The sequence below is a fragment of the bacterium genome, assembly GCA_030693425.1.
In the GTDB taxonomy this organism is placed as follows: domain Bacteria; phylum Patescibacteriota; class Minisyncoccia; order Minisyncoccales; family GWA2-46-15; genus GWA2-46-15.
Genome location: JAUYAM010000002.1, coordinates 391,715 through 412,685 on the forward strand (window position 1 = coordinate 391,715; position 20,971 = coordinate 412,685).

A 20,971-nucleotide genomic window follows, 5' to 3' on the forward strand; every position below is an offset into this window, starting at 1 on the left:
TTTTTACAACTTATAACCAAATTTTCTTAATAAGGATTTGCGGTTTTCTTTTTCTTCGTCGTTTTCCACGCCCAAAGGGGATCCACCGTCTATTACTCCCAAAATCCCATTTCCCTGCTCGGTTCTAGCCACTATTACTTCAACAGAATTAGCCGTGGCGCAAAAAATGCGGCAAATTTCCGAAACCTGCTTCAAACGGTTGAGAACGTTCACCGGATAGACATTTTTAAGAAAAATCAAAAGTGAATGGCCGGCTCCCAGGTTTTTGGCGTTTTCCACCGCCAAATCAATCATTTCCTGGTCGGTGCCGGAAAAACGGATTTTCCGGTCGCCCGACGACTCGCAAAAGGCCAATCCGAACTTGGCGCCGGGCACCGCCTCTGCCAAAGCCTCGTGAACATCCTCAACCGTCTTTATAAAATGCGACTGGGCGAGGATAAAGTTAATTTCTGCCGGTTTTTTAATTTTGACAATTAGAGTTTCCATAGTGCCTTAATTGTTATTCTTTAAAATTTCGTCAACTAATTTGATCTCGTCGGGAATGCCTTCAATTAAATCATAATCCTTTATTTTTTTATAAGCCACCCAGGCGTAATCCGCATTTTCGCTGTTAAGCGCCACTTCTCCGGACTTCCAAGGCGAGTAAAAACTTAAAGTTAGAACCGGAACCTTGTCGGGCCGGATAAACACCAAATCAAGCAAGTAATCAATCTTCCCCATTTCCACGCCGACTTCTTCCTTAACTTCGCGGCGCAAAGTGTTTTCTAAGGCGCGATACCAGATGCCGTTAGAAGTCGTGGGCGGAGTATGAATATAATCATCTGCTTCCAATCCTCCCCCGGGCACGGTCCAGCGGTTAGGCCAAACTTTTTTCTCGGGCGAACGCTTAGTAATCAAAAACTTGCCGTCTTTATGAATAATCGCGGTGACGACTACCCGATGAAGCTCAATATTCTGCGTTTCCATAATATCTTTATGAGATAATTTTTTCCGCCGCTTGTTTTAATAATTCTTTATCGTTCTCGTAAGCCAGGAGTTTTTGCGCCTCTCTGAAGCCAACCCACCTGGCTTCCTTGGTTTCCCAGCAAAAACCCTCGGCCAGGTCTTCAAGCCACTCCATCAGAAAATAGCTGACCGTTTTCTCAATCGTCTGGCCGGTTTCGTAATCTTTGAAAAAGAATTTGACTTCGGGCAGCGGCTTGACGATCTTTGCCCTGACCCCGCCCTCCTCGGCGGTTTCCCTGAGAGCCGTTTCCTCTGGACTTTCGCCCTGTTCGGGCCAGCCTTTCGGAAAAGACCAGCCAAGGTTGCCTCGGTAGCCGCGGCTGCCTGTCGGCCGGCGAATCAGCCATAAAACCTCTCCCTCGGCTCGGCCTCGGGATGAAAGCTCGTCGCTTTCACTTCCTATCTTTTTATATACGATGCCGCCAGCGGAAAATTCTCTCTTCATGAATTCTCTTTATTTATCACCTCTTGCATCAGGTCGCCGTACTTTTTAGGCTCAATAAGGGCCCCTGGGGCAATCGAATTCAGCAAGCTCTGACATTCTTTTAAAGCCTCTGTTTTATCGTTATCTTCCCTGTCTGAATGCTCAATCTCAAGAAAAAGCCCAAGCCCGTCAACATCATCAAGGCAAATCTCAAAATCTTGATACCTATAAATCTCCCTTAGCTTGGAAACGACAAAGGCTTTTTTAAAATCAAGTTTTCCCAGGAAGTTTAAGCCGGCCTCCAGACTCGAAAGCGGAGAGCTGAATTCTAGGCCAGCCCCTGTCCGTCTGATCTCTTTGAATTCAACCGAAATCTTGTCGTTTCTTTCTCTGATGCGGGCAACAAAATGACCCTCGATGATTTTATGTTCTTCGTCTAAGTCTTTGGCTCTGCCGAAAATGTGATCGACCTGTTTTTCCGTTTTTAAAAGCTCTGCCTCCAGGCTTTTAAGCTGTCTTTTTACGGGTTCAAAATCTTGGACTTTGGCCCTTATCTCAACTTCAATCATAATTCCTATGGATATTTAAGACTCCGAGGCAAGATTATAAATCAGGCCCCAGGCGATGTTAGCGTTGCTGGGAATAATATAGGAGCTGGGAAAATACTCGGCCATGGTGATGATATTGAGGAAAGCCTTATCAATGCCCCAGACATAACCTTTCTGAAAAGGAAACCTCTCTCCTCTTTCCCTGTAGTTCAAGGGGGTAATTTTTCTTATAAACTCTCCCAAGTATTTGGAATAAGTCAGATAAGGATGGGTTTTTGATTCCGGGTTTTCCTCCATCGGAATGCCCATCGCCTTCATTAAATCAATGATATTGGAAGAGCCGTAAATAAGCGGCAGGTCGCCAATGCCCCTGAGAGGCAAAAGCTGCTCAACTATATAGCAGCGCATTCTTTCAAGATCAGCTTTCGTGGTAAGGCTGGTTTCCTCGTGAGGATTAGTGGTGAAATTGTCGTGGAGGAATTGGGCTCCGGTTTGGATCAAATGTGCTTTTTTCAGTTCTTTCCTGTTGCCGACCAGAATCTGGACCGAGCCGCCGCCCATGTCAACAATGGCATAATCTTTATCTGTCTCAAACCCGCTGATAACGCCCTTGAAAAACAATTTCGCTTCTTCGTCTTGAGAAATGTTCTCAACTTCAAATCCGGTTTCTTTTAAAATCCTGGCGATAATCTCTTCTTTATTTTTTGCCCGGCGCATCGCGTGAGTGGAGACGACCCTCAATCCATCCACCTGATAATCCTTTAGCAACTGCTTGCAGTGAAGCAATTCCTGGATTGTTGCTTCAATATATTTTTCCTGAACCATGCCCTGATGCTCATCTAATCCCACGCCAAAACAAGTCAGCTCGTTGGAGAAATAAACCTGCCTGAAATCCCCGACGGCCGAAACCGAGGCAATCAGAAACTTTACCTTGAGCGTACCAATGTCAATGACGGCGTAATTCTTTTTCATGATTAAACCAGATTAGGGAATGAGTTTTAAGCGCAGATTTTTAAAGTGTTTATCGAAACCGAAAACCGGTAAATCTAGTTTTTGAGCAAGGAAAATAACAGCCGCATCAACATAGTCAATTTGCCTCCCTATGTTTTTGTAGTGTTCCCATATCTGTTTTTCTTTTTCTTCATCAAAATGAACGATTTTGACAGCCTGAGAATTCCTTAGTTTATCAATAATCTTTATTGTCAGCTGCTTCCCCTCTCTGTGGTGCAATAAAGCAATCAATTCTTCAAGAACTGGATAGGGTAAAACTAAATAAGGCCGGCTATTCAAAAACTTCACCGCCAACTCGTGAAATTTATCTCGCTTCAAAACAAAAGCATACCAGCCGCTTGTATCTAAAACAGCTTCCATCTTGTTATTTTTTGTAGAGACGGCTAATATATTTGCTTATATTTTCTGACATATCCCGCGGGCCTCTCTTGATTATCCCCGCTAATCCCATCAAATCGTCCCAATCGTGCTTCTGGCTTTCCCTCTCGCTCATTGAAAAAACCTTCGCTCTTAAAGCGCCTCTGATGACCGCTGCCATAGATAAACCTCTTTGCTTGGCAGTTTTTTTTAAGGCCGAATACATCTCTTCGGGCAAATAAATTTGCGTTCTCCTTGCGGAAATAGAATTAACGTTTGCCATACTTCCACATTAATGTATATACAGTACTCTGTCAACCCCATGTACTGGTTCATGACATATGATACACTTAGCGCTTTAAAAAAGTCAGGCATAGGACGTGTGCTTAACCTGGTTAAGCAACTAGTAAGAAAATGGAAAATAGTTAATAGAAAATAGAAATTTGAAATTAGTGACCATTTTCTAATATAACCAATTTCTTGTAGTCCATTGACGACTGTCGTCAATGAGAGCATAAGTCAATATTAATTTCTTGCTGGGAAACCTCTAACAGTATCTCCCTTATCATCGTTAATGGCGTTCATGTCAATCAACAAAATATCTGTTAAGGCCCGCACCTCATGGTAAATATATGGGTCTATCTTAAACATGACTGGACTGGCACAGGTTTTCCTGAATTGTTCTCCGGTTTTCACATTCTTTAAGACAATCTGAAATTTACCGTCTATAATTACCATCGTTTCAGGATTTTTCATCCGGCTCTTACCCGTATGAAAATGCCTACCGCTTACGCTTCCTTTTTTCCTTTTGGCCAAAAGTAACTTGGAAGAATTGCGGTTATCAAACTGAAAAGTCGATCCCCTGGCGTCTTTTTTAACCAGCTTTAGTTTGATTATTTCTACTCCTTCCATAAATTAAAGATTTTAACACTAAATCGGGTTAGGAATATCAATAAACTCGACCTTCAGGCGATCTTTGAATCTCGCTTTAATCCTTCTGCCAAGCTCCTGGATTCCGAAAACCTCGGTGTTGTAGTGGCCGCAGACAAAATAATTAATGCCTGATTCTTTCATTTTATGAGGAGAATCTTCGTGTGTTTCTCCACTGATAAAAAGCTCCACTCCTTGCTCCTCCATTGCCGCCACATTCTCAACATTCGGTTTAGCGCCGCCGGAAACAACGGCAATAGTTTTGATCGGTTTAGAATTAGCCAGAAACGCGGAAATCTCGTGATTAAAAATTTTAGCGCATTTGTTTTTAAGCGCGGCCGAAGATTGCGGTCTGGCAAATTTGGCGACGAAACCCCAACCCTCTCCCCAGAACTGACCGATAATTTTCGCCCCCAATCTTTTGATGATCGTGGCGTTATTGCCGATTTGCGGATGAGCATCCAAACAAAAATGAAAGCTGGCAATGGTTAAGTCGTTTTTGAAAATAAGCCGCAGCCTTTTCTGCGCCGAAAGCGAAAAGCGCGACTTGAAGACTCTCGGGTCAAAACCATGATGAAAAATGCAAAAATCTGCGCCGCGTTTCACCGCTTCTTTTAAGAACTCTTCGTTCAAGCTGGCGCCCAAGGCAACTCTGTTGACTTGCTCTTTGCCCAGAATCTGGACGCCGTTGGCGACTTCGTCAATCTTGGCCGCTTTTTCCAGCAGGCCCTTGCCAATGATTTGATAAATGAATTTTATTATTTCGTCGCGTTTGACCATCTTTTATGAGTTAATTTGCATAGTTTATAATACTCCGGATTTTCAACTTTGTCATATTTTTTCTCATAGAAAGTTTTGCGGATTTTTGCTAAAATGATCTATTCAACCGAACATGAAATACGTATTTTTCGACATCGATTTTACCCTTTTTGACTGCCGCAAGTTCGAAAGAATGGTTTTTGCAAAGCTTAAAAAAGATCTTTTTAGTTTTTCTCTTCGGGCGCTGAAAAAGGATTTGAAAGCTGCGCGGCATTTTATCACCACCACGCCGGAAAAGATCGACGCCTCGCAGCTGACAGGTTCCTTTCTCGACCCCGCCTATTACCAAAAAGCTCTTTTCCCCGATGCTCTGCCGGCCCTGCAGGCTCTCAAAAATACGGCAAAGCTCGGCGCTTGGTCTGAAGCTAATCCCAAAAAACAGATGATAAAACTAAAGCTGTCCGGCCTGATAAACTTTTTTGAACCCGAACTCCTTTACCTCTCGAGGCGGAAATTCAGGCTCGTAAAAAAGATCGTTGATTCCTGCGGCCTGGAAAACGTGATTTTTGTCGACAACAAGCCAAAACTGATCAAGAAGCTTTCTGGTCTTGGAATCCAATCGTTCCTGATAGACCGTTTTAACACACAACCGGCAAAGGTCCCGACCATAAGAACCCTTGCTTCCCTGCCGGACCTGCCTATCCTATTCTCGGAAAAGAAATGACGTCTTTTGAAAACAGATAGTAGCCGGCCACGATCGCTCCGTAATGCAAAAAATAGTAGGCGGCGGCCAAAGAAAGAGTGGTTTTGCTTGATAAAAGGAGAATTCCGCAAGCCAGCCAGACGGAAAGACCGATTAAGCGCAGCCAGCGGCCAAGGCCGCTTTTTTTGTAATCTGGTTCTTCGTGGTCAACCTTGAGAGTCAGGCAGGAAAACAATCCCATCCAAATCATCAAAAGAATCGGCCAGAAATCAAGAATCCTGCCGCCGGCGAGAAAAAGGCCCAAGGCGAATTTGGCCGGATGGGTTATGCTGGTGACAAAATAGGCTAGAAACAAATTTATTCTTTTGAGAACCAGGGTGTGTAGGACGTTGGCGATCAGAAAGAAAAACCAAAACCACAGAGCCTGCCTCAAAAACAGCCAAGTCGCCAGAAAAGAGGCGGTAATGAGAAGGACAATCGCTGCCATGGCTGTCTTTTCCCCGATCAGACCGCGGGCAAAAACCCGGTCGTTTTTTAAACCATTTTTCTTGTCCTCCTCTGCATCGAAATAATTGTTAAAGCCGTACAAGCCGCAATAAAGAAGGAAAAAGAAAATCAGCCAGGCTTTTAGAAAAAGCAGGGTGTCGGGAAGGCCAAAATCTGCGCCTTTGACCACCAGCATGCCAATCAAAACATGGACAAAGTTAAGCGCCCTATGGACGCGAAGAAACTTCAATAGATTTACGACTTTGACTGTAGAAAGGCTTTTCACTTTAAGTTGCGGCAAGGAAATAATTCTTGAGCCGGGAAATCTGCCAGATCAAAACCGTGTTCAGAGTCAGAATAACGACGAAAATCAAGATCAAAGCGTTGCCTCCCAGAAAAATCCCGCCCATAATCGCCACCAAAGAAGCGCCTAAGATAGTGACAATATTATCCATGGCCACGCCCACGACCGCGTCTCCCAAACGGCCCTTAGGATTAACGGAAAAATTATGGATGACAATCATTTCGCCCAAGCAACCGATGACGCCGGCTAAAACTCCGGCGATGACAAAAGGAATGCCGGTTATTTCACAAAAAACCTCAATCGCTCTGACCATACTCTCGGCCACAAATAGTATAGTCGCTCCCGCTGCCAATAAACTAGACCAAAGCGTGAAAGCTGACCTGTGCCGGTAATAATTTTCCTCCTCCTCACTTTTAGAATCTGTCCGCCTCTTGTTTTTGCGGAAACGATAAAGCACAAACACGGCCAGAGCGAAAACCGCAAAGCCGACCGGCTTTATCAGCTGGTAAAGGTCGCCGGCAAAACCAGGGGGCGGATTTTTAATCTGGCCGAATAAAACCATGCTCATGGCCACGACCGCGGTCAAAAGAGTCAGGGCGTTGGAAACATCTATGGCAACGTCAAACTCGGCTAGACTCGGCTTTAAATGGTGTTGATTTATGGGCAAGACGCTTCCGCCTTTTTTGGAAAAAGGAAACATTAAAACCGCATTATTTTGGGCGTTGGCCAGATTCTGCCTGAAAATGCACCAGGCCGCGTGCCCGATGTTATAAATATTAGATCCAAAAGTGGTAGCCGCGGCAATGATGGCAAAATTGACCGCCCGGGCATAATCAGTGTTCTTGAGGCGCAGACTCACCAAAGCGGCGATCACGCCCAAGACCATGTCCGGGAAAGCGGTGCCGAACGACTGTAAGAGCCCGCCTGCCAGCTTGGTTTTTTCCGAAAGCACCTCGGTTGTCTCTTCAATGACTTTGGCCGTGCCCCTCAAAACAAAAGCGCTGCCCGCTCCCAAGATTATTATGACGGCGGCCAGCTTCACGAAAAAGTTGTCGTAAGCAAAAAATCCGACAAAGACAAATCTCAAAACAAGGGCGGCCGCGGCCAAAGAAGTAATGTATAAAAATCTGTTAGTTTTCATCCTATTTCCTTTCAAAATGCTCTTTTAAATATAGGGCTAAAACCTTCCTGAAAATCAATTTTTCAGTTATGGCAACGTTATTCTTAAACTCTACGCCGGAAACTGCTTTCAGTAAATCTCGGGTTTTCGCTTCCCCGCAGACAAAAATATCAATTAATTTTTCCAAATCAATAATTACAAGGAAAATAAAATCTGTTTTCAATTTATTTTTAAGCTCTGCGAGCTTATCAATAATTTCTTGTTCACGATCTCGCACCAAAACCTCCCCGTTAACAATCTCTAACTGGGCGATAACGACTTTTCTGCCGGCAAACTCAAATTGCTTCAAATCGTTTTCAATCGCCCGCCCCAGTTTTTCTCCGACCAAATCCGACTTCGCCAAAAATACCTCTTGGAGAAAACTTTTTGGAAAATCGCATTTCCCTTTCAGCCATTCAAAAATGTCTTTGTCTCGCTGGATAGCGTCGGGCGCCTGAAAATTAATAGTGTGATAAACGATTGCCGCAGAGAGTAATTTGGCCGCCTCGCTGGAAATCTCAACGCCGCTTTTGGCGATTTTTTCCGCGACCAACGTCGCCGAAGCGCCGATTGTCTCCACCAAAAACTTGGCGTTGGGAAAAGTGGTAAAATCATTAACTTGGCGATGATCAATTACCTCAATCACTTTCTGCGGATCGATGTTTTTATCCAACCGTTTCAAATCACTGACGTCAACCAAAACAATTTGCTCAAAATCGCCATAATTCTCCAAAGACGAAGGCAAATTAATTCCGAATTTTTGGGCAGCGAATTTCACTTCTGTCTGATACTCGCCGAAAAAGCCCGCTGTAGCGGGTTTTCCGGTTTTATTCAAAAATTCGGCATAGGCAATCGCCGCAGAAAATCCGTCCAAATCGGGATTAATATAAGTGGTGACTAAAATCATTTTATTCTAAGTTATACTCCCAGCCGGGTTGCCGCGCCTTTCTTTTTCTCCAATCCTCGGTAAACGCCTGCTCCCAAGTCTTATTTTTTAACAAAACATCTAAGGCGAGCTGCGGGGCTTTGTGGGCGACAATGGCAATGGTCTTACCGTCATAATTTTCTTTCAGAAAATTGAGAAAATCAGCCAGCCGGCTTTTAACGTCTTCATAACTTTCGCCTGCGGGAAACTTTTCAACAATGCATTTCTCCTGCATCGGTTCGACAATCGTTGACGGTTTAGCATTATAATCGCCATAATTGCACTCTCGCAACCTTTTGTCTTGAACAATCGGCGCCGTCCCCTCAAAAGTCAATCTTGCCGACTCAACCGCTCTTTTCAGATCAGAACAAAAGACAACATCAAAACGCCTATCTTTAATTTTATCTTTCAAATCAATCGATTGCCGAACTCCCAATTCGGAAAGCTCAACATCATACCAACCCGAAGAAATACCCTTTTCATTGTCCGTCGTCGTTCCATGAACGAAATAAATAAGCTTAACCGCCATAAGTTTTACGAATTATTCTTTTATGATATACAGCGCCCGTGAGTAAAACACCAATTAAAAAAAGATAGATATTAAAAGCGTATTCCGAAAACATCCAATTTTTTACCGCTATCAAGCCGGTCAAAGCGCTGAAGGCGCTTGTCAAATAAATAAGGCCTGACTCTGTTTCCGGACGTTGCCAGGCTTTAATTAAAGTCGGCATCCCGGCGAAAGCATCGCTGACAATAGCAAAAACAATGGCGATATTTGGATTTTTGGTAATAGCCCATAAAACTAAAGCCAAAATTGAGAAAAGGCCGCAGATATAATCAAATATTTGAAGTTTCCAATAAGCGTTTGGGTTAACAAAAGAAACTAGAAATATTATTAAAGGAAAAAAACCGGCTGTGAAAACCGGCAAAATGGCCCAACCAACGCCGTCAGAAAGACCGGCGGCAAAAGCAATCAAAGGAGCGACGGCCCACATCAGCCAAGTGATTCTATTCGGCTTTGTCCGGCCGGCCAAAGTTCCTTTTATATAGGCCAAAGCACCAAACAAAGTGGCGGCAGCGCCGACAAAAACTAGGTATTGAAACATATTAGCCTGTGACTGCTAAAGATTTTAATCGCCAGACCCAATGGTCAAGGAATTGTTAGATTTAGACGCCTCAAGGATCTCGTTGTTGGGATCTAAAAGAAACTCGATCTTTTTTGGCGCGGCTGGAAAAGTCGTTCGGTAAAAAACAGTGGCTGTTTCGCCGGCTTTTAAGCCCGGTAATCTTCCGGAAACTTGAGATATGTAATCTGCCAGCCAGTAATATTTAAACTCTTGGATAGAAGCCGGACCCCGATTAACAACCTTAGCAGCATAAACAACGCTGTCACCCGCCTTGAGGGACGTTTTAGGATTTCTATCAATAGAAAGGACTTGCCAATCAAGAACCGGAACGGCAAAAGCAGAAACTGTCAAAGATTTCTCGGCGGCCAAACCGCCCCTTTCCGCCCTCGCCCAAAGTAAATACGTGCCCAAGACAGAATAATCGCAAATATCAGAAATTATTATTGAATCCTCGGACGCTTTGGGAAAAACCTTGTCCCAAATGCCGTCTGAAGCGCAATCGAGCTTGTAAGTGATCGGGCCAACGGTATTCCCGGAAACAACCAGGCTGACATCTGCTCCGTTTAAAGGAATCTGCCCTGCCAATCCCTCTTGCCAAGCCTGGCCGTCCAAAGCGGCTTTCAAATCTAGAAAAAGCGTCGGCAAGGGCAAAACCTCGACTTCAACCATGGCTTCGTCTGAACCGCCCAGGCCGGCGCAAGTCAGCTTGAATTTCTTTGAGCTGGTCAGATTTTTAATTATTTCAGATCCCGAAACCCCTTTGTCGCCGCTCCAATCTCCCGAAGCAAGACAGCTTGTTGAGTCGGCAGTATTCCAGGAAAGAGTGACAGAATTATTGTAGTTCACCGTAATCGGGCCCCTTGAGTCGTTCACTCTCAGGTTCAGGGCCGGAGAAAAGGAAACGCCAAACCTCCGTAAGGCATAATCGCCAGCCAGAGAGCCGTTTTCAGCCCTTAATCGCCAATGATAAATCATGTCTCCCGAGAGCAGGCCGGGCGAAACTTCATAAGAAAGCTGGTTTAATGGCAACAATACATTAATCAAGGGGCTGGAAAAATCACTGTTGTCGTCAAGCTGGAGGCGGTATCCTTTGTTGTCGGGACATCCCCGGCCCCAGGAAGAAGGCGGACCCCAGGCGAGATCAAAAGAAAGGGGTAGACTGATAGCATTGTCTGCGGGCAGAGAAAGCGAGGGCGCAGAAGGAGAAAGCAAAACGCAAGCTCCAGCTGGCAAAGCAGCGTTCTTTTTCAAAAGCTTATTGAGCTTTGCCAAAGTCAAATCATCAACCACGCCGCTTCCCTTAGACAATCCTTGGAGAGTCAAAATCTCATCGGCATATTTTTGCTGGAAGGCTGCCACTCCCTGCCGGGTGCCTTGGCCAAAATAGCCAGTGACAAAGCATTTTTTGCAGAAAAACCCTTCCTCTTTTAAAATAAGCTGCAGATTAACAATTTCTTGGCCGTAGTCGCCGATTTTTAAACCGCCGGTAAAAACAAAATCAGGCGGAATCCCGCTTCTGCCATTCTGCCTGGCAATCTTAACTTGAGCATCAACAATCTGTTTCTTTAAAAGCGCGAGTTGTTTCTCGAAATCTTCGGTATCTGTAGCCAAAGCCTGGCCAGCTGCGCCCAAAAAAAGAGTTGAAAGAATAATAACGATTAAGCTGATTTGTTTTGCGGAAAGTTTATGAACCATTGTTTGATTATAGCAGAACAAAAGACTGAGGCAAAAACAACAGATCAAAAAAATCGCCTTTCTGGCGATCTTGATAACTAAAAACGCTGGTTTTTACAGTTTTATTTGACCGATCGCTTTTTTGAAAAACTCTTCCATTTTCGCCTTGCCGATTTTCTCTCCCAAAAAGATAATCTCCGTGTCTTTGATATCTTTCAAATAAACCAGCTGTTCCAAAAACAATCTTGGCTCGAATTCTCTTCCATACTTTTTTTGACAGATATCAATTAACTTCGGCAATGTTAAATGTTTTCCCTTTAGGATAAAATAGAGGTCAACATAGTCTTTCTTCGTTGCTCTTCTTCCTAAAACGTATGCTTTGATAGCAGCGATCTCTTGCACAGAAAACAATTTTACGCCGTTATGCTCTTTCAGTTTGAAAATGATAGGAAAGGAATATTTGACAAAAGTTAAGTGAATACCGTTAAGAACCGCCGTCAACTGCTCCGGGTTGTTAACTATAATTTCCCTTTTATAATCTTTAAACGCTTTCTCTACTTCTTGAAGTAATCCTGGCGGTATTTTCTTATCGGAAAAAAAATCAAAATCTATTGAAAGGCGATGGCCAATTTGCAAAGCCAAAGCAGTGCCACCGGCAAGACAATATTCAGGAAAGTTCTTTAATCTCTCAAAGATTCTTTTTTGCTCTGATGTAATCGCTTCGAGATGCATATCTTAACTTATTAATTTTCAAAAGCAATTTTATCAATTTTAAAACCCGCGGCATAAAAGCGCTTTCGGGAATCTCTTGGACAATTTCTTTAACCGTCTCCTTGCCATAATGCCTAACTAACCATTGCCAATGGCGCCAGCCGCCGTAATTAACAACCTGCAAAATAATCTCTTTTTTGTATTCCTCGAGGTCAATGACGCCGGGGTCCTGAATCCACCAAAAAAAGCGGCGAAAATCGGGTAAAGGTTTATTTTGTTCTGAAAATACCTTAGTCATATTTATATTTTAACATAAAATTAGCGAAACGACAACTTCAAAACCGCTGCTCTGGCGGCTTTTGAACGCACTTCCCTCAAGTTATTTCAATCTCTCTGAAAACTGTTTTCATAGAAACGTTCTCCCTCGGGGCAGAAATATCTTTCTGGGGAATCAAGAATACTTTCCTGATTAAATTAACAATTTGGTGGATATCTTCAAGTTTTTGCTCCAACTCCAGACCTTTCGCAGAAAAGTTCACAGGCAGGTTTAAGTCAACGGGAATATCTTTGTCAATGTGTATTTTCTTGTTCGGGTCTATATTCAGCATGTCTTTTAAAGGAATTTCCATATCTATCTTGAAATTATCATCAATGGGAATATCCAAGCTGACCGGCACTTTTACAGATACGGGGATATCCATATCCAAGGAAAAAGGAACTTCAATCGGATAAATGCCGTAAAAAGGAACATTTATGTTTACAGTAACTTTTTGGTCCCCTTTTACGGGAACTTTGGTATTTACCTCAAATTCTTTTTCAATATGAAAGGTTTTGTTTATAGGAACATACTGATCTATTTTAACCGTCTGGGGCAGAATTTCATTCAAATCAATAATGTCTTTTAAAAACATATCCAGTTTAATGGGTATGATTTGGTTAATAGCAATGTTTGCTGAAATTCCGGGGTCAATTAAAGAAGATATTTGTTTGTCTATTGAGTCGCAAATAAAAGAAACCTGGCGCCTGACATAGAAAAATCCGCCTCCTATTACCAATAGAACCACTATGCCAATAATAACGGATAATAATGACAGTGATTTTAAGTTCATATAGATTATTCTATCAAAAACTCGTTTTTCCGGCGACTTTCAATCATAGGCGTTTGTGCTAGGCTAAGCCTCGCACAACATACATACATACCATCTATCATCCAATTTTTACAATACCATATTTAAAAATAAAGAGGCCTCTCGGGAACCGAAATTCCTAAGAGGCCTACGATCGAGAGGGTCAAACTACTTGCGCTGACGCACCAGCCGGCCACGGGAATCCCAGTCGCACCCAAGCAAGAAGAAGTTCAGATCACACATCCCGCCGCGCCAACAGAGGTAAGGCACGTAGAGGTTGTCATCTGGGTGGCGCCAAACCGTTCCGGCAAAGATGAGACAGAACTTCTGCCATTCTGCCGGAATCTCATTGTGATGTTCCAACAGATACTCGGCATGACGCTGGCCGAGATTAGCGCCAAGCTCTTTGGCACGCCTGCGTACCTCCTCGCTGGAGATATACTTCTCGTTCTTTCCCAGAAAAGAGACGAGTTCCAAGTTGGCGATGGCAATAGGCCAAGGCAATTGTGCATTCTCGATGACATCCCATCCACTCTTGGCCAGATCGCGAGAGAAAGCAGGAGTGCCACCGAAACAACCCTCGATAGCCTTTTGTAGATGGAGCTTAAGCTCCTCCGGGTCGAATGGATAACCATTCGGTTGCCGGAGCTGACGCTTAATCTCCAACAGTTGGCCATCTAATCCATAATACTGACCGCCTGTGACAATTGTTGCCATGACGATCCTCCTTCCGTTCTTGCTGGCTTTAAAATTTAAGAGGTTTCCTCACCAGCAAATACTATTTATAATAGACACTAAAATATTAAATCTGTCAATAGTAATATTAATATAGAACAACCGAGGCCTCTCGGTTTCTTGCATTTCAAGACACGGAAGTGGCTCATAAAAAATGTTGACTGCGGGCTGACTCGGTCTAGAACCTGCCCCAATGTCTGTCGTTGACGACTGTCGTCAATTGTTATTATAGCGTATTTTAAGAGGTTTTTGGGCCTTGGCCAGTGTCTCGTTTGAGGTGTCTCGGTCCTCCTCCGCCAAGGCTTCGGAAGGATAAATCGGGGCGTTTATTCGAGAAATGAGTCACGGAAAAAGGTATTTTAGCGTGTCTCATTTTAAGTATTCTTCGATGTTTTGCAGGTGCTCTTCGTAAGTTTTGGCAAGATGAATTTGTCCCTCGCTATCGTGCAAATAATAGAGATATTCGCTATCTTCCGAGTTGATCACCGCATTAATTGCCGCCAATCCCGGGTTGCAGATGGGCGAGGGCGGCCGTCCCTTGTGGATATAGGTATTATACGGCGAATCAAACTTATAATCCTCCGGTTTTATGGCCGGCCACCAATTTTCCGGATCTCCTAACGCATATTGCACGGTTGCGTCTATTTGGAATGGCATGTCTTTTAGCCACCTGTTCCAGATTACTCCGGCGATAATCGGCATCTCCTCATCGTTGGCGGCTTCTCTCTGCACTAACGAAGCTAAAACTATCAAAGTGTCGTTTCTTATATCTTTTTCTGCAGCTTTTTTAAAGAGATCGGCAGTCTTTTCATTGAATTGGCTTTCCATTCTCTTTGCGACATCCCCGCCTGTAAAATCCAAATCCAGAAGATAAGTATCCGGAAAACTGTAGCCCTCGCGAATATTCAAAAGAAATTCGGCTTTTGCCGTATTGCTCCAGTTAAGCTTCTCCTGCAATTTTTCTGCGATTTCCGCCGCTCTTAATCCTTCGGGTATCGCTACCCATTTCTGATACGGATGGTTGATCAATACCTCTGCCAACTGCCAAGCGTTCATGGCTTTGGAAACTATGTATCCGCCCGGCTCTATTTTTCCTTGCCACTCCTTTTTTCTTAGTACGTAATTAAATGCCCACTCGCTTCTGATATAGCCCTGGCTTTTAAGTTTCGGGGTAAGATCTGCTTCGGCGGTGGTTAGATTAATAACGATTCTTTCTTTCTCCGTTGTTTTTTGCGGCGCCGCAAACTGCCTTTGATAGACGAAAAAGGCGACACCGGATGCCGCCGCAATTATCGTTACAGCGATGGTTGCAATTATTTTATTTCTGCCCATGAAGAAATTAATCTGTTTTTCTTGATTTTAGCGCAAAATGAGACAAATGAGACACGGAAGCGGGGTTTTGGTAGTGTCTCATTATCACACAAGACTGTGCTTTTGAGCAAACTTATCTATCCTATCAAAAGCCTCGTGAATTAACTTGGCATCTGCGGCAAAGGACATCCGCAAATGGTTTTTGCCGGCCGGCCCCATGCTATCTCCGGGAATTGTAATCACCTTGGCTTCATCAACCAGCCTCTTGGCAAAATCAAGAGCTGGCATATCAAAACCGACTATTCTTGGGAAAGCATAATATGCTCCATCGGGCCAGGAAAATGCAAACAGTTTGGGCAATCTTTCTAATCTCTCACAAATTGCCTGTCTTGATTCGGTAAACTTCGTTTTGAAATAACTGATTGCTTCTTCGCCACGAGGATCAGATAGAGCGGCGATGGAGGCGACGATGGAAGGCGTTGATGGACTAATGCTGAAATAGGTATGGACGTCGTTGATCTTTGAGATAATCTCGGCGTTGGCATAAACATAGCCGATTCTCCAGCCGGTCATGGCAAACTCTTTGGAAAAGCTCTTGCAGACAATGAGGTTGTTTCTCAATTCCGGAATCTGCAGCGGGCTGAATAATTCTTTGCCATAAGTTAAAAAGTCGTAGGCCTCGTCGAGAACAAGGATTAAATTGTTCTTCAAAATAATGTCTGACAACCTCCTAATTTCTGCCTCACTCAAAACCGTTCCGGTCGGGTTATTTGGATTGGTCAGAATGACCATTCTTGTCTTTGGGGTGATCGCTTTTTCCAGTCTTCCTAAATCGATGGACCAATTATTATTCTCGTCGTAGGAAACAAAGACCGGTTTGGCTTGGGCCAAACGAATCTGCGAAAGATGAAGAGGATAACTCGGATCAAAGTAAATAACTTCATCGTCTTTTTCCAAAAAAGCCATGATGGCTGAAAACAGTCCTCCGATTCCGCCCACGGTGAGATAAGTTTCTTCCAGTTTTGGCGCAAAACCATGTTTTCTCTCAACCTTTTTAATTATCAGTGTTTTCAATTCGTTTTCAATCTTAGGCAAAGAGTATTGGCCGATTGTCGGATCAGACTTTGATCTCACGTGAAGATAATCATAAATAAACTGGGGTGTCGGAAAAAGCGGCGTCCCCTGGCCGAGAGAAATAACATCCGGATATTTTGCCGCATATCGCATCATTGCGCCGATACCGGCATTGGGCACATTTTGCACTCGCTGAGTGAATTTATAGTCCATGTTTAATTTTATAATATCTTAACCTTCTAAAACCGACTTTAGCTTCTCCAAGATTGCGATTTCAAATGGTTCTTCAATTTCCCCCTTATCAACCCATTCATAGTATTCAAGCTCTGTTATTGCATCATCTATTGTCTTATACGTATACCTTGCGTGATAGTTTCCATCTCTTGATGTCAATTCAAACATTTCGTTTTCCTTAAAACCAGTCATAACACATTCTGACCATTTACCGCTTCTGTTTTGATTTCTGTAAATAGTCCCCACTTTAACCGGCCACTCATTAGTTTCCTCCTTAACAAAAGAGTCTATCCAGAGCGGAGTATTGGCTGGATTAAGCGGAAAGGCGAATGCTTCTTGAATCGGTTTTTTGATTTGAATAGCAAGCTTGTTCTCTTTCATATTTATTCACTTTATCAAAAAAGCCTGCCTACCGGTAGGCAGGCGCCTTTCTGGCGACTTTTTAAAATCAATACATCTCGGTCTCTCACGTTTCGAGGCGCCGAAAGCGACTCATAGCGAGTAGAATACTTGATATGTCGGGTGTTCCGCCCGCTATAAAAAACGCTGATGGCGCCATGTACCACGTGGGGTACACGGCAGCCATGAACCCTACGTGGTTCATGGCGGGCTGACTCGGTCTAGAACCGATTCTCAGATAGATATTCTTTCCATTCTCGGATTTTTTCGACAAGTCTTAAAGCGAAGGTGGAGACATTTGACGTCAAACTCTTTATCGCCTTAAATTCGCTCTCGCCACTAGCTGGCGGAGGGGCTACCGGTAACGGAAGTGGAGGCGGCAGAAAGCCGGTTCTTTGTTCGTCGTGATGTATAGTGGGCCAGAACATCGTGTCGGGATTGTACGCAGCAGACAAATCCCAAACATACAAAGAACCTCTTATCTTTATGTCATTTTTTACGGTGTCAAAATCCCAGTCGGAACTGGCAATCAACTCCACTTTCTTATCTTTGTCAACGTCGGCAATGGTCGCTGACGCCTCGGCCCATTCCTCAATCCCTAAAGGAGTGCCTCTCATCAATTGAAAATCCGTATCGCGCCAGGCGTATAAACCTCCCCCGCCACCAGAAAACCATTCTCCGGCTGTAGCCAAAATATCCGATTTTCCGTTCCCGCTGACGTCACCCATGATTGTCGAACGCCAATTGCCAAAAGAAGTTGCCTGGGGCGAACCGGAAAAAAGCTTACCGTCGTGATGAAAAAGATATGTCATATATTTACTTTCCCCGTGCTCGTAACGGCTGATGCCGATTTCCAAGTCGTTGTCGCCGTCAAGGTCTCCAAGAGAAGGCGAACCAATGAAATTAAATCCCTTCATTTGCGGCCAGCCAGGCAAAAGGTTCCCGGTTTTGTCAAAGACATAGACTCCGCCAGAATCCGGAGATTCATCATAATAACCCCGCGCCGAAGCAATCACTATCTCGCTTAAGCCGTCCCCGTTTAAATCGCTGACTGACGGGCCAGAGTTTATTATGAGGCCGTGGATAGTAACGGGCCAGCCCGACAGCAAGGTGCCGTCTCGGTTAAATATCCTGATCTCGCTATTGTTGAGACTATTTTTAGGATCAGCTACTACTATTTCCAAATCCGGGTCATCGTCAAAATTCCCCACTGCCGGACCCGGTCCGCCGACATAGTCATAATAATTCTTATCCGGCAAAAGCCACTGAGCGATAATCTTTCCATTGTAATCAAGTACTGTCATTTTTCTCCCGCGCCCTTCATCGGGCTTAATAACTATTTCTTGCAGGCCATCGCCATTTAAATCAGCTGTTAGCATATAAAATCTGCTGACTCTGGACATTGCCAAGGATATGGGTTGCTGCAATGGTTGACCATTAGATCCAAGAATATAAAGCCAAGGAGAATCATATTCTCCATTATTCACAAGAATAACAATTTCCTTCGCGCCGTCGTTATTAATATCTCCTATAAGAGGGTTCTCCGCTGTAAAGCCCCCACTAGCGCCCACAACGCTGAATCCGAATGACCAAAGAAGAGCTCCGTCGTACTTATAGACATATATCTTGGGCGGATTTCCGTTTTTTAGAACTACTATTTCCTGGAAACCGTCGCCGTTAATGTCGCTGACCGCCGGTTCCAAAAAACCTCCCCAGTAATAACAATTACCCCCGCACTGTTCTTCTGGCACTTCCTCCCAGTTCACTCTTTTAGGCCAGCCTTTTTTCAACATTTTATCTAAGTAAACTCGTAACACTTCCTCTTCGGCACCGCCGCTATAACTCAAAACAGCCTTGAGGGAATATCCGCCGGTCGGCAAACTCGTGGTATTCCAAACTTGGCCCGCAATCCGAGTCCAGACGGAAGCACCCGGCTTTAAATAGCTCCAGGATAAAGAATAGGCTTCGCTGAGATACACTTGTGCCTTAAGCTTAATTGAATCCCCGCTCCTTATCACATCGGAACTGAGAGGAAAGAGAATATCCCACTTATTAACCTCAAAATAGCCGTAATCAAGGAAACTTTGGCCAGATTTGTCTTTGGCCGCCAGTTTTAAAATATATTTTCCGTCGGGAATTAAGTTAAGATTAAGCACATAGGATATCTTGAAATTAGGGGGAATCGGCGCGGTTGCCAAAACAATGAATTTTGACGGATCGTAAGGGACAAGAGGAGCGTAGGAAATAGTGTAATTTTGAAGGTTTCCACCCTTGGCAAGGCCGCTGATGTTAATCGTGCCCCTCTTTTTGGTGGAAATAGGATTCAGTTTGACAATCGGCGGATATTTAGATTGAACCGCCTTTAGAACGTCGATTCTGCCCAGTCCTTGTTCGACGGGATGCAACAAAATATCTAAAGCAGTATTTCTCAAGGCATATTTTATATACAAAGGTTTCCAGGTAGGATGTTTCTGTTTTATCAGAGCCGCGGCGCCGGCAACGTGCGGAGTGGCCATTGAAGTGCCGCTGATGGCAATATGTTTAGAATCCAGGCACTCTGCTTCTGGCAACCAGTCGTCCCACTGGGCAGCGCAGATATCAACTCCGGGCGCGACAATATCTGGCTTCATAATAGATTTATTTTCCCAAAATACCGGCCCTTGAGAACTAAAATAAGAGGTGCCGTCTTGCTTGTCTGCGGCGCCGACAGTAATGGCTTGCTTGGCTGTGCCAGGAGAACCAATAGTCGCAAAACCGCCGCTATTGCCCGCTGCCACGGCTGCTACTACTCCGGCGCCTACTGCATTGTCCACTGCCCGGGAAAGAGGATCATCAGGATTTCCTTCGGAAGCGCCCAAGCTAAGATTAATGACGTCTAAATGGTCTGACAAATTTCCGTCTTGATTCGGGTCCATTGCCATTTCTATGCCCGCAATAACCCAGTCAAAATAGCCCGAGCCAAACTCGTCAAGAACTTTGTAAGCGTAAAGATTGGCGTCAGGCGCCACTCCTTTTAAGGCGCCTTTGCCAGCGGCAATGGCAGCCACGTGAGTGCCGTGCCCCATGTCGTCCATGGGATCTGCGTCATTATTGACAAAGTCATAGCCGCCAAGAACCTTGCATCTTGCCCCCAAGCAGCCCCCCAATTCCCTGTTGGCATAGTCAACGCCGGTGTCAATGATGCCGATTGTTACCCCTTGGCCAGTGATTGAACGCCCTTGTTGGTCTTTAAGTTTCCAAACCTTGTCAGCTTTGATCAAGGGCACGGAATCATATAAAAAAGCTTTGACTTTGTAGTTGGGGGAAACCTTATAACCCTTGTTTTCTATTTTTTTTACCTCTTCGCCTGAAAGCTGGTCAACGCTCACGCCGTTGATGGCAACAGCAAATTTGTTCTTGACGCTGGCTTTGGGCGCCAAGAACTTAATCACGGACTCTGCCTGAATCTGCTCTTTTTTAATGAGGGCTGACTGGACAGAAAGCAAAGCTCTGGTGTTTTTGTCTTCCGATCCGATGATATCGTTTATCTGCTTTTGCAAGGACTCCTTTTCTTTTTCAGTGACAGCTCTGTCCAAAGACTCTTCAAGGGAAAAAGTTTTCAGCCCTACGGCCTCTTCCCGCTCTGCCTTGACGGCTGCCAAGGGCTTTTCCTTAAACTCAATGATGTAACCCTTAAATTCCTCTACTTGTATTTCATATTTTTCCGACAGGTCTTTGGACAAAAACAACTCGTCGCCCAAAACCATGTCTGGCTGGCCATAACCCAGTAATGTTTTTTGGCCGTCAGGGCCTTTTAAAAAGATCCGCGATACTTCTTCTTGACTAACGCCAGAAGAAGCAGCCTCGTCTTGACTCAAGGCAAAAAATTCTTTGCCGTCTCTGATAAACCCGGAAGCCGACGGAACAAAACCGGAAAGCAAGAGGAAAACCAGGGAGGCAAAAGCAATAGACTTTTTGAGGTTTGTCAT

Annotated in this window: 24 protein-coding genes; 1 reads left to right on the forward strand and 23 read right to left on the reverse strand. The window is 44.3% G+C overall.

Annotation, left to right across the window (positions count from 1 at the left end; all coding sequences use genetic code 11):
* Nucleotides 1-3 precede the first annotated feature (3 nt).
* The 9 genes from Q8N16_02550 to Q8N16_02590 form a co-directional block, all read right to left on the reverse strand.
* The gene (locus Q8N16_02550) at nt 4-486 is read right to left on the reverse strand and encodes an adenosine-specific kinase (GenBank protein ID MDP3093621.1); all 483 of its coding nucleotides are present in this window, start codon (nt 484-486) and stop codon (nt 4-6) included.
* A 6-nt stretch (nt 487-492) separates the two neighbouring features.
* Nucleotides 493-966 (reverse strand): NUDIX domain-containing protein, encoded by a 474-nt coding sequence (locus tag Q8N16_02555; GenBank protein MDP3093622.1) that lies wholly within the window; start codon nt 964-966, stop codon nt 493-495.
* A gap of 7 nt (nt 967-973) precedes the next feature.
* Complete coding sequence (locus Q8N16_02560) at nt 974-1,450, reverse strand: NUDIX domain-containing protein (protein MDP3093623.1); 477 nt, start codon at nt 1,448-1,450, stop codon at nt 974-976.
* The gene (gene cyaB / locus Q8N16_02565; protein MDP3093624.1) at nt 1,447-1,998 is read right to left on the reverse strand and encodes a class IV adenylate cyclase; all 552 of its coding nucleotides are present in this window, start codon (nt 1,996-1,998) and stop codon (nt 1,447-1,449) included. The genes Q8N16_02560 and cyaB overlap by 4 nt, the downstream gene beginning before the upstream one ends.
* Nucleotides 1,999-2,013: 15 nt before the next feature.
* Nucleotides 2,014-2,949: a hypothetical protein gene (locus tag Q8N16_02570; protein ID MDP3093625.1), complete on the reverse strand. Its 936-nt coding sequence runs from the start codon at nt 2,947-2,949 to the stop codon at nt 2,014-2,016.
* A gap of 12 nt (nt 2,950-2,961) precedes the next feature.
* Nucleotides 2,962-3,348 carry a PIN domain-containing protein gene (locus tag Q8N16_02575; GenBank protein ID MDP3093626.1) on the reverse strand — a complete coding sequence of 129 codons (387 nt, stop codon included), beginning with the start codon at nt 3,346-3,348 and terminating at the stop codon, nt 2,962-2,964.
* A 4-nt stretch (nt 3,349-3,352) separates the two neighbouring features.
* Nucleotides 3,353-3,628: a CopG family transcriptional regulator gene (locus tag Q8N16_02580; protein ID MDP3093627.1), complete on the reverse strand. Its 276-nt coding sequence runs from the start codon at nt 3,626-3,628 to the stop codon at nt 3,353-3,355.
* A gap of 242 nt (nt 3,629-3,870) precedes the next feature.
* A complete protein-coding gene (locus Q8N16_02585; protein MDP3093628.1) occupies nt 3,871-4,257 on the reverse strand; it encodes a hypothetical protein in 387 nt (128 codons plus the stop codon).
* An 18-nt stretch (nt 4,258-4,275) separates the two neighbouring features.
* Complete coding sequence (locus tag Q8N16_02590) at nt 4,276-5,055, reverse strand: Nif3-like dinuclear metal center hexameric protein (protein MDP3093629.1); 780 nt, start codon at nt 5,053-5,055, stop codon at nt 4,276-4,278.
* A 112-nt stretch (nt 5,056-5,167) separates the two neighbouring features.
* Between Q8N16_02590 and Q8N16_02595 the strand changes: the two genes are divergently transcribed.
* The gene (locus tag Q8N16_02595) at nt 5,168-5,758 is read left to right on the forward strand and encodes a hypothetical protein (protein MDP3093630.1); all 591 of its coding nucleotides are present in this window, start codon (nt 5,168-5,170) and stop codon (nt 5,756-5,758) included.
* On the opposite strand, the gene Q8N16_02600 is transcribed toward Q8N16_02595, so the two are convergent.
* The 14 genes from Q8N16_02600 to Q8N16_02665 all read right to left on the reverse strand — a co-directional run bounded on the left by Q8N16_02600 (nt 5,733) and on the right by Q8N16_02665 (nt 20,971).
* Nucleotides 5,733-6,524, reverse strand: a complete 792-nt coding sequence (locus Q8N16_02600) for a UbiA family prenyltransferase (protein ID MDP3093631.1) — start codon at nt 6,522-6,524, stop codon at nt 5,733-5,735. The two genes, Q8N16_02595 and Q8N16_02600, sit on opposite strands and share 26 nt — an antisense overlap.
* Complete coding sequence (locus tag Q8N16_02605; GenBank protein MDP3093632.1) at nt 6,511-7,668, reverse strand: hypothetical protein; 1,158 nt, start codon at nt 7,666-7,668, stop codon at nt 6,511-6,513. Before Q8N16_02605 ends, Q8N16_02600 begins: the two co-directional genes overlap by 14 nt.
* A gap of 1 nt (nt 7,669) precedes the next feature.
* Nucleotides 7,670-8,593 (reverse strand): DHH family phosphoesterase, encoded by a 924-nt coding sequence (locus Q8N16_02610; GenBank protein MDP3093633.1) that lies wholly within the window; start codon nt 8,591-8,593, stop codon nt 7,670-7,672.
* A gap of 1 nt (nt 8,594) precedes the next feature.
* Complete coding sequence (locus Q8N16_02615) at nt 8,595-9,140, reverse strand: histidine phosphatase family protein (protein ID MDP3093634.1); 546 nt, start codon at nt 9,138-9,140, stop codon at nt 8,595-8,597.
* The gene (locus tag Q8N16_02620; protein MDP3093635.1) at nt 9,130-9,717 is read right to left on the reverse strand and encodes a hypothetical protein; all 588 of its coding nucleotides are present in this window, start codon (nt 9,715-9,717) and stop codon (nt 9,130-9,132) included. The genes Q8N16_02615 and Q8N16_02620 overlap by 11 nt, the downstream gene beginning before the upstream one ends.
* 24 nt (nt 9,718-9,741) lie before the next feature.
* Nucleotides 9,742-11,433: a CARDB domain-containing protein gene (locus Q8N16_02625; GenBank protein ID MDP3093636.1), complete on the reverse strand. Its 1,692-nt coding sequence runs from the start codon at nt 11,431-11,433 to the stop codon at nt 9,742-9,744.
* A 93-nt stretch (nt 11,434-11,526) separates the two neighbouring features.
* The gene (locus tag Q8N16_02630) at nt 11,527-12,144 is read right to left on the reverse strand and encodes a nucleotidyl transferase AbiEii/AbiGii toxin family protein (GenBank protein ID MDP3093637.1); all 618 of its coding nucleotides are present in this window, start codon (nt 12,142-12,144) and stop codon (nt 11,527-11,529) included.
* Complete coding sequence (locus Q8N16_02635) at nt 12,101-12,421, reverse strand: hypothetical protein (GenBank protein ID MDP3093638.1); 321 nt, start codon at nt 12,419-12,421, stop codon at nt 12,101-12,103. Before Q8N16_02635 ends, Q8N16_02630 begins: the two co-directional genes overlap by 44 nt.
* 76 nt (nt 12,422-12,497) lie before the next feature.
* Complete coding sequence (locus Q8N16_02640) at nt 12,498-13,232, reverse strand: hypothetical protein (protein ID MDP3093639.1); 735 nt, start codon at nt 13,230-13,232, stop codon at nt 12,498-12,500.
* A gap of 186 nt (nt 13,233-13,418) precedes the next feature.
* The gene (locus tag Q8N16_02645; protein ID MDP3093640.1) at nt 13,419-13,967 is read right to left on the reverse strand and encodes a hypothetical protein; all 549 of its coding nucleotides are present in this window, start codon (nt 13,965-13,967) and stop codon (nt 13,419-13,421) included.
* A gap of 387 nt (nt 13,968-14,354) precedes the next feature.
* Nucleotides 14,355-15,317 carry an endolytic transglycosylase MltG gene (gene mltG / locus Q8N16_02650; protein ID MDP3093641.1) on the reverse strand — a complete coding sequence of 321 codons (963 nt, stop codon included), beginning with the start codon at nt 15,315-15,317 and terminating at the stop codon, nt 14,355-14,357.
* Between the two features lie 84 nt (nt 15,318-15,401).
* Nucleotides 15,402-16,583, reverse strand: coding sequence for a pyridoxal phosphate-dependent aminotransferase (locus Q8N16_02655; GenBank protein ID MDP3093642.1), 1,182 nt, complete (start codon nt 16,581-16,583; stop codon nt 15,402-15,404).
* A gap of 18 nt (nt 16,584-16,601) precedes the next feature.
* Complete coding sequence (locus tag Q8N16_02660; GenBank protein ID MDP3093643.1) at nt 16,602-16,985, reverse strand: hypothetical protein; 384 nt, start codon at nt 16,983-16,985, stop codon at nt 16,602-16,604.
* Between the two features lie 239 nt (nt 16,986-17,224).
* On the reverse strand, nt 17,225-20,971 hold the full coding sequence (locus Q8N16_02665) for a S8 family serine peptidase (GenBank protein ID MDP3093644.1): 3,747 nt from the start codon (nt 20,969-20,971) through the stop codon (nt 17,225-17,227).